Origin of the sequence: Saccharicrinis sp. 156 (assembly GCF_050589685.1) — a bacterium.
Classification (GTDB): Bacteria; Bacteroidota; Bacteroidia; order Bacteroidales; family Marinilabiliaceae; genus Saccharicrinis.
In genome coordinates this window covers 1-11,810 of record NZ_JBNGOS010000010.1, presented here as the reverse complement: position 1 = coordinate 11,810, position 11,810 = coordinate 1, and the positions used below count along the sequence as shown (strand labels likewise).

13 protein-coding genes are annotated in these 11,810 nt (G+C 36.6%); 2 read left to right on the top strand and 11 right to left on the bottom strand.

Annotated features, from left to right (window positions below):
- Nucleotides 1-112 precede the first annotated feature (112 nt).
- Nucleotides 113-1,642, bottom strand: a complete 1,530-nt coding sequence (gene guaA, locus ACRD64_RS07575; RefSeq protein ID WP_430932678.1) for a glutamine-hydrolyzing GMP synthase — start codon at nt 1,640-1,642, stop codon at nt 113-115.
- 142 nt (nt 1,643-1,784) lie between these two features.
- Between guaA and ACRD64_RS07570 the strand changes: the two genes are divergently transcribed.
- Nucleotides 1,785-2,060, top strand: coding sequence for a hypothetical protein (locus ACRD64_RS07570; RefSeq protein WP_430932677.1), 276 nt, complete (start codon nt 1,785-1,787; stop codon nt 2,058-2,060).
- 460 nt (nt 2,061-2,520) lie between these two features.
- Here ACRD64_RS07570 and ACRD64_RS07565 read toward each other — a convergent pair whose 3' ends face one another.
- Nucleotides 2,521-2,967 (bottom strand): hypothetical protein, encoded by a 447-nt coding sequence (locus ACRD64_RS07565; protein WP_430932676.1) that lies wholly within the window; start codon nt 2,965-2,967, stop codon nt 2,521-2,523.
- Nucleotides 2,968-3,476: 509 nt separating this feature from the next.
- Here ACRD64_RS07565 and ACRD64_RS07560 point away from each other — a divergent pair.
- Nucleotides 3,477-3,833 carry a helix-turn-helix domain-containing protein gene (locus ACRD64_RS07560; protein WP_430932832.1) on the top strand — a complete coding sequence of 119 codons (357 nt, stop codon included), beginning with the start codon at nt 3,477-3,479 and terminating at the stop codon, nt 3,831-3,833.
- A 244-nt stretch (nt 3,834-4,077) separates the two neighbouring features.
- On the opposite strand, the gene ACRD64_RS07555 is transcribed toward ACRD64_RS07560, so the two are convergent.
- The 9 genes from ACRD64_RS07555 to ACRD64_RS07515 form a co-directional block, all read right to left on the bottom strand.
- Entirely contained in the window at nt 4,078-4,551 is a 474-nt protein-coding gene (locus ACRD64_RS07555; protein WP_430932675.1) for a hypothetical protein, read from the bottom strand.
- 3 nt (nt 4,552-4,554) lie between these two features.
- Complete coding sequence (locus ACRD64_RS07550; protein ID WP_430932674.1) at nt 4,555-5,574, bottom strand: RHS repeat-associated core domain-containing protein; 1,020 nt, start codon at nt 5,572-5,574, stop codon at nt 4,555-4,557.
- Between the two features lie 776 nt (nt 5,575-6,350).
- On the bottom strand, nt 6,351-6,650 hold the full coding sequence (locus ACRD64_RS07545; RefSeq protein ID WP_430932673.1) for a type II toxin-antitoxin system RelE/ParE family toxin: 300 nt from the start codon (nt 6,648-6,650) through the stop codon (nt 6,351-6,353).
- Nucleotides 6,650-6,862 (bottom strand): hypothetical protein, encoded by a 213-nt coding sequence (locus tag ACRD64_RS07540; RefSeq protein WP_430932672.1) that lies wholly within the window; start codon nt 6,860-6,862, stop codon nt 6,650-6,652. Before ACRD64_RS07540 ends, ACRD64_RS07545 begins: the two co-directional genes overlap by 1 nt.
- A 229-nt stretch (nt 6,863-7,091) precedes the next feature.
- Complete coding sequence (locus ACRD64_RS07535) at nt 7,092-7,661, bottom strand: REP-associated tyrosine transposase (protein ID WP_430932671.1); 570 nt, start codon at nt 7,659-7,661, stop codon at nt 7,092-7,094.
- Nucleotides 7,662-8,711: 1,050 nt separating this feature from the next.
- Entirely contained in the window at nt 8,712-9,188 is a 477-nt protein-coding gene (locus tag ACRD64_RS07530) for a hypothetical protein (RefSeq protein ID WP_430932670.1), read from the bottom strand.
- Nucleotides 9,189-9,518: 330 nt separating this feature from the next.
- Nucleotides 9,519-10,106, bottom strand: a complete 588-nt coding sequence (locus tag ACRD64_RS07525) for a hypothetical protein (protein WP_430932669.1) — start codon at nt 10,104-10,106, stop codon at nt 9,519-9,521.
- 8 nt (nt 10,107-10,114) lie between these two features.
- Nucleotides 10,115-11,239, bottom strand: a complete 1,125-nt coding sequence (locus ACRD64_RS07520; RefSeq protein ID WP_430932668.1) for an RHS repeat domain-containing protein — start codon at nt 11,237-11,239, stop codon at nt 10,115-10,117.
- 20 nt (nt 11,240-11,259) lie between these two features.
- Nucleotides 11,260-11,712: a transposase gene (locus ACRD64_RS07515; RefSeq protein WP_430932831.1), complete on the bottom strand. Its 453-nt coding sequence runs from the start codon at nt 11,710-11,712 to the stop codon at nt 11,260-11,262.
- Nucleotides 11,713-11,810 lie beyond the last annotated feature (98 nt).

The window sequence follows — 11,810 nt, the reverse complement described above, 5'->3', positions numbered from 1 at the left end:
AATAATGTTGTGTGTAACAAACAAAGATAGAAACAAAACAATGATTCAGGTAAATATTGAACAAAAAAAGACCGGAAAAGTTCCGGTCTTTGGTATGCTATCTAACATGATTTTATTCCCACTCGATGGTTGCAGGCGGTTTTGAGCTAATGTCGTATACCACACGGTTGACACCTTTAACCTTGTTGATAATATCGTTTGAAACCTTAGCCAGGAACTCGTATGGCAAATGCACCCAATCTGCCGTCATGCCATCTGTTGATGAAACGGCCCTAAGTGCCACTACGCTCTCGTAAGTGCGCTCATCGCCCATTACTCCTACCGACTGCACAGGTAACAACATTACTCCTGCTTGCCAAACATCATCGTAAAGTTCATTGTCTTTTAATCCCTGAATAAAGATGTGATCCACCTCCTGGAGGATTTTAATCTTCTCCTCGGTGATATCTCCCAAAATTCGGATAGCCAAACCTGGCCCCGGGAATGGGTGACGCCCCAACAAAGCAGGGGAAATACCCATGGCCTTACCTACCCTGCGCACTTCATCCTTAAACAATAGGTTAAGTGGCTCAACCACTTTAAGGTTCATCTTTTCGGGCAGTCCACCCACATTATGGTGCGACTTAATGGTGGCCGACGGTCCGTTTACCGAAACCGACTCGATCACATCAGGATAAATGGTTCCCTGTGCCAACCACTTTACATTCTGTATTTTGTGCGCTTCCCTATCAAAAACCTCGATAAATACGCGTCCTATAATTTTTCTTTTTGTTTCAGGATCTGAAACTCCGGTCAATTCGTCCAAGAAATCTTTTTTGGCATCCACACCAATAACGTTTAGGCCCATATGTTCATATGAGTCCAACACATTCTGGTATTCGTTCTTACGCAACAATCCGTTATCTACGAAAATACATGTTAAATTCTCGCCGATTGCCTTATTTAATAGCACACCTGCTACGGAGGAATCAACTCCACCCGACAGACCAAGAACAACTTTATCGTCGCCTAATTTAGCTTTTAACTCTGCCACGGTCGAATCAACGAACGAATTCGGTGTCCAATCCTGGCTACAACCACATATAGAAACTATATAATTGAACAGAATGGTTTTACCATCGGTTGAATGATAAACCTCAGGATGGAACTGAAGCCCCCAGGTAGATTCATCTTTTATTTCGTAGGCTGCAACACCAACATCTTCGGTACTGGCTATAACCGAATAGTTATCAGGCAAATTAACAATAGTATCGCCATGTGACATCCACACCTGGGACTGCTCTGGCACACCAGTCATCAAATCGTTTCCCCTATCGATAAAACCCAAATTAGCACGACCATACTCACGTGTGTTGGACGGCTTTACCTCTCCTCCAAACTGCTGGGCTAAAAACTGCGCTCCATAACAAATGCCCAACAAAGGCAATTTGCCTTTAAAACTGCTTAAATCCGGTACAGGCGCATTTTCATCCCTTACACTGTATGGACTTCCAGAAAGGATTACACCCTTAACACCCTCGTCCAGTTCCGGAATCGAATGGTATGGATGAATTTCACAATAAACATTTAACTCTCGCACCCTTCTGGCGATCAACTGGGTATATTGAGACCCAAAATCAAGAATAAGTATTTTCTCTTGCATTAAACAGTGGCTTAATGGGTTTATAATAATAGTATTAAATTTTGCGCAAAGATAGTTATTACCCCCGAATAATCATGATTTTGCATTCACATTAACAAAGCTTAAGGTATTATGTAAGTCAGCACCCTGTCAAATGGGCTTGATGGTAGATGATACAATCATGAACCGGGGTGTTCTATTCGGTAAATTCGATTGTAACGTCAACTTGCCGTCCATCCAGATACTTTTAAAAATTGCCAAGGTGTATTACGTTTCGATTGATTACCTGGTCAGCAATGGCAAGCTCTCCAACCACGAAAAAGAGGTACTAAAAAGGATTGAGGACATTGAGCAGCTCGACAGCTACACTCGCAAGAAACTGTTTTTACTAATTGACAACAACGTGGTGCAAAACTTTAAAGCCAAACAGGCCAGTTAGCGCGGATATTCATCCGTGCAATAACCACCATGTAAATCTAATAAAATCTATCAAACCATAAGCTGCTTCTCTTTACACTACAGCTAAGGATTTGCAATCCGCATATTAAATAGTTTATCATAACCGGGTTACAAACCCTCACAAAACAAATCAAGCGCCACACTTTTTACTATGTGGCGCTTGTTGTTTTTATGCTCTTAACGCTTATTGCACGGTTTGCAAAACCGCGCTAACAGCCGTCTTTAGTGATTTACATATCCGAGCCTACTAGGGTCGAAGATCCGCGCCTACGGGATTACATATCCGAGCCTACTGGGGAATATCACAGAGATGTTGATAAATTCAGAAAACGCACAAAACCTAAGGTGTTGAAAAACAACAGGAACATAATATGAGTTTTCTTAACTTAATGACATTGATCGTGCGATAGCGGGTTTACATATCCCAGCCTACAGGATGGCTATCTTGAATATCTTCTAATCCACTTTTCTTTATCTACTTTTTTGTCAATATAAAAGATTAGTAACAAAAAGAATGAAAATGCAATAAAGGACATTTTATAATAGTCTTTGATTTCCCAACCTTCTATATGGCTAACATTTGGAAGTGTCTTATTGTAATACACAAATATATCCCCTGAATTATCCTCAATTTTACTTAAAGCACTTTTAAATGCGGTGGTCTCATCCTTATATTGTATTGAATCCACTATATAAAGGTATTCAACGTGGTATATGTTTTTACTTTCTGATTTAAGCTTACTCTCAAATTTAGATACTTTAACCTTATCTATTGTAAAGAAATCAAACCAAATGTTTCTTGTTATAATATCATAAGATGATATTAACCAAAAAGTACCAAACAAAATATACCCAATAAGAATGCAAACATTAAAAAAAATCTTCATTTGACTACCAATATTTTTTTATCTCCTCAATAAAATTAACTGTGGAATTAGCAGCACTCTGAACTGGACTAGACCGAACAGTAGATTCTGTCACTCCAGTTAGCGCGGATATTCATCCGTGCAATAACCACCATGTAAATCTAATAAAATCTATCAAACCATAAGCTGCTTCTCTTTACACTACAGCTAAGGATTTGCAATCCGCATATTAAATAGTTTACCCCAGTTAGCGCGGATATTCATCCGTGCAATAACCACCATATAAATCTAATCAAGCCATAATTTGTTGCCCTGCAATCAACCGCTAAGGATTTGAAATCCGAACTTGAAAACATATTTTAGAACCAGAATACAATTCCTACCAAACACAACAAAGAGCCACAACCTTTTAAAGTTGTAGCTCTTTATTATTTACAGTTTGCATATTGCACGGTTTGCAAAACCGCGCTAACAGCCGTCTTTAGTGATTTACATATCCGAGCCTACTAGGGTAACAACCGTCTTTATTAATTTATATATACGAGCGAGCAGGAGAAGACAAAGGCTTTCTGCAAAAGCAAGTAGCCTCTGAGATTGGTTTAAAACCTGCGCACTATAATAAACTTGAAAAAGGTATTGTAGAACCATCTGTAGATATCTTGGATAAAATGGCCAAATTTTACGGCTTAACCATTGACCAGATTGTAAACCTTGAAGGCGATGTGCCCAAAGAAGTAACCATAGAGGACAAAGGGTTGATTGAACAGGTTAAGTTAATTCAGGAGCTGGACGAGAAGGACAAGGACACCGTTTTTAATATCATTGATACCATGCTTACTAAACGTAAATTTAAAGACTTCTTTAATGAAAATATTGCTGCACTGTAAACAAGCTAAAAATCCATTTAAAACAAAAAGCTGTACTATATTCTAATGCAGCCTTTGTTTTATGTAGCTAAATCACTATGTCACACGATGCAATCGTGCGACAGCGGGGGGACATGAGTTAGTTGAGCTTTAAAAAGTACATATAGGGTTACAAACTTCCGCATGCTACAAAAACTAAACTGCTAGCATTATTATAAATCAAAACCCGGTCAATGCCGGGTTTTGTTGTTATCTCTTAAAAGACCTAATTTGGGCTTACTGTTAAATCTGGTACTTCAACCGAAGGAACCTTCTCTTTATTCTTTTTTCTTCTATTTTTTTTCTTGGCTTTACTATTCACATCGAACTTTTTTTTCAGTTCTTCTCTACTAACTTTTATACCTTTTAAATTCGCTACCGTTACCTCTCTCTTAAAAAAAACATGGTAAGCAGGATCTTTTTTGCTATATACTATAAGGTATTTGCCGCCTGGGATTTTCAACTCGCTAACGTTATCTACAGCACTAATACCTTTAAATACTTCTCCGTTAACTCTATATTCATAAACAACAGATGTACTTAAATGTTGATGTCCGTAGCCTTTACCTGTTGTTAAGCAAAAAGTATAATCATATTCTTCAAACAAAACAGGAAACTCTGTTTTGTTCCTAAATAGTGTGATTCCCACATACAATACAGAAATCACAACAAACACAATAAAACCTATATTCTTTCTCATCTATTATTGATTTGGTGCATTTCCTAATATAATACCAAAGAGAACAGTATAACCTGATCCAAAACCTTTATTGATGTTTCCTATTTGACCACTTGTATATATTGAGAATCCTGAACTAACACCTCTTGAAACAACTCCTGCATGCATGTTCTGCATTGTTACTCCATTTTGTATATTTGATTGATTTATAAACATACTTGATAGCAATGAACCCCATTTGCCATACTTACCGGCTAATAGTGAAGTAAAATTAAAATTCTTTGCAGCATCTAATGGGTTACCTGTTTTTATAAGTTGATTAACATACTCAGATACACCTCCTTCCCAACCTATAAAGTCTTTTAAATACGCAGAGTTACGTAATAAAAAGGGTGCAGCCTCAATTGCCCCAATAATGCTAGCTGGCACAGCTAAGGTAGCCAAAGCAGTAGCCGTACCGTCGGTATTTATTGCATGATTTACAGCCTGAGCAAAAAGAACATTTGCATATTTTCCGTCTAAACTATTTAGAAGTTGATTGGTAGTACTCTGGTTGCCTAAAACCAAATCCATTACATTTATTTCTCTTGCTGAGCTTCCAACCATGTAATTCTGATAATAATGGAAATATCGGTCTCCATATTTGAGACTCATTGTATTACCTTGATTTGTATAAGTAGTACCATCAATATCAGTAGTTTCATCTTGGCTATCTACCCATACATATTGATATGAAGAATCAGTTTCTGTCATATACCAGTCCATTCCGTTAGGGTCGAATCTGTTTATTGGGTTGCCACCTACATAATCATAAGTGGACAAGCTCGCATACTTTTCCGCCATAGGGTCGATAACATGCCACCTTCCCAAACTAGGGTCATAAAATCGTGCCCCGTAATCATACCAATCTAAACTTAAACCTCCAAGATCGTCATCCTGGAGCTCTTTGCCGTTATAAAGATACTTGTTTAGTTGGTAGTTTGTACCTCCGGTGTTAAAATTACTCCAGTTAGCGCGGATATTCATCCGTGCAATAACCACCATATAAATCTAATCAAGCCATAATTTGTTGCCCTGCAATCAACCGCTAAGGATTTGAAATCCGAACTTGAAAACATATTTTAGAACCAGAATACAATTCCTACCAAACACAACAAAGAGCCACAACCTTTTAAGTTGCAGCTCTTTATTATTTACAGCTTGCCTATTGCACGGTTTGCAAAACCGCGCTAACAGCCGTGTTGCTTAATTTATATATCCGAGCGAGCTGGGAAAATGGTTTTTACCTTTTTAGATGCCTTTATTACTAAAACTAAACTGCAAGCATTACTATAAAACAAACGGGTTACAAACCCTCACAAAATAAAGCAAGCGCCACACTTTTTAAAATGTGGCGCTTGTTGTTTTTATGCTCATGCTGCTTATTGCACAGCCTGCACCGCCCTAGCAGAGGTTTACAATTTAGCGCTAACAACCGGGGTGCTTAATTTACATGTCCGAGCCTACAGTAGTTGTCAATAGCTATTACATTTATTAAGAATAAACGTTATAAAAATCACTAACTCATTACCCTCCGGCTGGAATTCGCAAGCCTACCGGCTATTTCTTTGTCCTCCGCTTGTTTCTTTGGCTCCTCCCAATTTTCACTGTTCCCTCCCGACATTTTATTATATCCTCCTTTAGTTTTTTGCCATCATCCCAAGGAGGACGCTGTTTTATATTGGGAGGACACCCTTATTGATAGAGAGAACGCTGTTTGTTTGCGGGAGCTAAAGTATATTTAACTGAGCAGGTAAGGGTGCAGGAACCGTTCTAATTACTTAACCTTTCATTTTATCAGGGTCTTGCCTTGAGTCAAAAACATCTGTGATGTAAATATATTCCTTGATAATCCGGTAAATTATTTTATAATGGCTTACTATTAAACGACGATGTTCTAAGCCTAAATGTTCCAAAAGTGGTTCCTTTTGTCCTTGCTGTGGTTGTAAAAGAAGGGTTTCTGCTGCATCCAGGATATTATTCTTGATTTCATTCAGTTTTTGATAAGATACCCTTGGTGCGATAAAACCTAACGCTTCTTCAAGGCTGGCAAGAGCCTGTTCGGTATAGACAAGCTTCATTAATGTCCGGTATTATCTATTCTTTGCTCTATTTCTTCGCGAGAAAAAACTCTTCCTAATTGGATATCTTTTTCTGATTTTAAGGCTCTACTTTCTAATTTTTCCTGTAAAACTTCCTCTTTACGAAGTTTCTCATAAAACTCATTAATAGTTCTTTCGTTTGCCCGGTGCAAATGACTGTGAATAAAATCTCTTTTCTCAACTACATTCATAACTTCTATTGTTTATATCCTTTACAAAGTTAACGATTAATATTCAGTTTTGGTTTTCGTTGAGTGGTGGTATTTATTTAGTTAAGCCTTAAAAATGGATTACCCTGTTGATAATCCAGTTAGCGCGGATATTCATCCGTGCAATAACCACCATGTAAATCTAATGAAACCTGGCAGTTAAAGAACTATAACAAATGAATTCGGGTATAAGGATTTGTAATCCTTCATTTTAAGCATAGGTAACCATCTGTTGCGATTCCAATATAACTTCTAACAAATAAGGCAACTCAGCATAATTACGGGCTGAGCTAAACAGATAATCTTCAGGATAGGCAACCATCATATCTTCAACCGGGTTTTGGTGGATATAATTCAATTTTTGGTCGAAGAACTTATTGCTGTATATAATCTCTGCGTGATTGCCATCTTGCCATAGTTTGTACTTTTGGTCACGTTTTAAGTCTATACAGTATTGTTTTAACAATGGCAGCAACCATTCTCTTCTGCTTTCTGGTTCGTCTTTAATTTGTTGCACAATCTTTTTACTTGTGTACTTTTTAAAATCTCTAAGTATATCACTTAACACAAAACCTTCAGCTGCGCTAACAATGGCATGTAAATGACTTGGCATTAGGCACCATCCATAAATTTCCAATCCTTTGTGTTTTTGACAATACTTTAACGAGTCAACAATTGCCATTTTATGGTTTTTACGAGTAAATACATCAATCCAACCTACCGTTGTCATTGTAATAAAGTAAGCTGACTGGTTATCAAATATTTTGTATTTGTCGGACATGGCTTAAGTTTTAAGGTTAATTTGTAGTATAAAAGTAAACATGTTAGCGACAATGTACAATCAGGGAAGTGAAACCATTAAGTTATTCGGAATACCCGTCTGCCGACAGGCAGGCAATTACTAAGCTATAAAACAAAGAGCCACAACTTTTTATAATTGCAGCTCTTGTTGTTATTTACAACTTGCTTATTACACGGTTTGCAAAACCGCACTAACAGCCGTGGTGCTTAATTTACATATCCGAGCGAGCGGGGGGCTGCAACTTACCAAATTGCAGCTCTTCTTAATTTTAATTTAAATCTCGCTTATTGCACGGATCACAGATCCGCGCTAGCTGGGGTTCCCTTGTTGGCGCGGATATCCATCCGTGCAATAAGCATCATATAAATTTAACAAAATATACCACTCAAAAAACTCTTGCTCGTATAGTAACAGCTAAGGATTTGCAATCCGTACTTGAAAACGGTTTATCATAACCGGGTTACAAACCCTCACAAAATAAAAGAGAGCTGCACTATTTCTAAATGCAGCTTTCATGGTTTTGATTTCCTTAAGGCTTATTGCACTGAATACAATTCAGCGCTAACAGCCGTCTTTCGTGATTTACCTCTTAATCACACGAAAAATTCGTGCGATAGCAGGGCCTTAGTTATTGGATAATATACCAATGTAAAACAAACTTATTGAAACTAACACAAATAAGATAGATAAAATTTTAACTCCAATTCGGAATTGGATTGGTTTATTAATGTATTTCCTAATGTACTTTTTCACATCCCTTTTAAACACAAAAACAAAATACAACATTATATTACAAAACAATAATACAGGTAGTATAAATAAAAATCCACCTAACCATCCATTTATGTGGATATTTGGATTTATCATTTCTGTTAGATTAAAATATAAAGGCAGTATATTCATTAAAATAAAAAAAGATATTATAACGAAAGAAAACTTGTTCGGAAACTCGTGATATCCACGTTTCTCAATGAACTTAACTATTTCCCAATATATCCCATAAAAAAGTACCATATTATAATATCTACATTATTTTGAACCCCTATTTCTAAACCGACTATTATTATATCTGCTATCTCCTCTACCAATTCTTTCTTCGTAAGGAGTATTAAACTCATATGTACTTTTTACCCCGGGTTTATAAAAACCGAAATATAAACCAGAAGCTACCGTTCCTACTGGAAAGAAAAACGCAGCAACACCAAAAGAGGTATCTAATGCCAATTCGTTGTCTTTGCCTCCCAAAGCGTAACCATAGTTAGGATCATATTTATATTGAACTCCTGCTACGACTATGCTTGCAACAGATAATACTCCCCCTGTATATTTAGTGATAAGTTTTACGGTACCCAACCTGCCATTTCTCGCCCCTGACTGTAAAGCAATTTCGATGAAATCATCAGAAGTTGAACCCACAGGAACATCAAACGCTATTGGATCACTAACAACTAACAAAGTATTTCCTTTGAGCTGATCCACCATTACTGTAAGTTTCCCTGCTGACAATAGATTTTGTATAGAATTATAAAGCTGGTAAACCACAAAAACACTTATATCCCCTGAATAATGTTTTGGGAACTAAAAAATACAAAGCCATATTATTAAAACATGGCTTTGTAAATCTTTTGCAGCACTAGTATTGCTTAATGCACTAAATAGAATTCTACATAAACAGATATCTTGGATCGTTTACATTTCCTTTTGAATAGGAAACACTCTTCTAAAATTCCGTAAACAGTTAAACTCTTTGATAAAGAGAAAAACCAAGCTTATCAATACAAGAACAAAAGAAAAGAAAAAAAATCCTGTATATGGTTTATTTTTATCTGAACTTTATTACCAAATTAATATCCAATAAAGTAAAGTCTTAGATTTATTTTCTACAAAAACGCCACTTGAAAAACCATGTTTTTTTGTAGTTTCCTTATCTACTTCATAAAATTCATTATCAATATATTTTCCATCACCCGAATTAAAAATATGAATATTTGATGTATTTATTGTAATTAAACTATCAAGGTCGATAGTACTATCCGAAATATTTGGGACAATATAATTAATGGTACAAAATTCAGGCTTATTTATGCTTGACGGGAATTTAATAACACAACTAGTATCTAGATTAGCAACACTACTCTTACTTAGTTTATTCATCTCCTTAAAAGTCACTGAATCAACTTTGTAACACATAAACAAACCACAATGGCCTAACGAAGTAAAAGAAGTCGGAAAGTTAACCAACTGAACATAGCTGTCATTTATTATCTTTTTCTTATCAATTGGAAAATTCTTAAAAACCTCAGGTGAAACAGACTTTTTGAATGTTTCATATCCTTTAAAGTTATTTGTAACAGTACACCCAGTTAAAAAGAATCCTATAATCAAACTGTACATTACAAACCTCACATAAATATTATGATTCATAGTTTTTTCTAGAGTTTATCTTTAAAGTTATAAAGCTTACTACTTTTGGGTATTTTATTCTTACCTATTTTCACACTAGGTTTTTTAAATCCACCAGGTATTACCATATTCATTACCGTATTTAAACTTTTTTGAAATTTTGTTGGAGAGTAGTAAGAGCGTTCTTCATAAAAATAATCTCGACTACCATCTCGTATTCCAACTTGAGCTAAATGTTCTGTTTCACTTTTTTCTAATTTATCATTCTTAACGTAGGTTAAATCGCCCCAAAATTCAGTTTTTGAAACATCACGTACTTTAACTGTTCCTGATGGTGTTACCATTCCTTTTGTTTGTACGGATATTTCTGTTAGCACTTTCTCAGGTTTAAGTTCATATCCATTTTCTTCTGCCAAATCAACCGATTTACCCAACGATAATGTTGTCTCTGTATTATTTTTCCCATCACTTTCCTCTACCTCTGCCCCTTCACTCCCAAACATTCCATCTTCACCAAGGTATTTCATTTTTTCACTATCAGTATTAGGTTTGGCATCACCATTTGTATGTGTCAATTCACCAGTATCTCCATTAACCCACCAATCTTCCAACATCCCATCAGGGTCAATAAATCTTAGCGGATTGTTATAGGCATAGCGGTAAGGAGACCACTTACGATTAACTTCCGCCAACGGATCCACGCAGTGCCACCTCCCCAGACTAGGGTCATAGAACCGTGCGCCGTAATCGTAACAGTCCAAACTCACCCCTCCAAGATCGTCATCCTGGAGTTCTTTACCGTTATAAATATACTTGTTTAGTTGGTAGTTTGTACCTCCGGTGTTAAAATTATTTTGGGCCATTACCATACCAAACGGGTAATAAGAGCTGGCTTGTACCAGGTCAACAGCCCCGCCCAGGTTGCTTCCGCCAAAGGTAACACGTGTGTTTCCAAGGTGGTCTTTCAGATTGTACTCAAAGTGCCAGTTGATACTACCACTTTCACCAACAGGTATGGCTCTGCCTTCCTCGGTGGAGAAAAAACTGATTTTATCGTTGGTGTAAACCAGGTTAGCAATGTATTCTGTGGTGGTGTTGCTACCATCAATCCATTTAGCCAGTTTGTTACCGGCAGCATCCCTCCACTGTCGCACGATTGTATCGTGTGACTCAACTAATATACAACTATCACCCCTGCTATTAATCCTACTTCTCCAGCATAATCTTTAGCACTACTGTAAACATACTCTTCTGGTTTATAAACTAACCCCTCCTCAACAGGATTATTATGGATATAGTTGATTTTTTCATCTATCACCTTATTGCTCCATAATTCAATTGGTTTATTATCATGTCTCCAAAATTGATATTTGTTTACATTAGATGATTCTTTTCCAGCCTTTTCAAACTGTTCCAACAACCATTCTCTTCTACTTTCTCTTGGGTTGTCAATAATTGCCTTAACAATTTCTTTGCTTGTAAAACGCTTAAAATCCCCTAAAAGTAATTCTGGTTTTTGTTGATTTATGCCTCTGAAAATCAAATGCACGTGGTTAGTCATAATGCACCATGCAAAAATTTCCATGCCTTTTTTTCTTTGACAAAATTGCAGACTGTCAACTACAATATTTTTGTAATCGATTCTGGTTAGAAAAAACGGTCTATACCCACCCAGTGAAAACGGCCATACCCGTTCACTTTTTTCTTAATCAGCCATGAATTTAC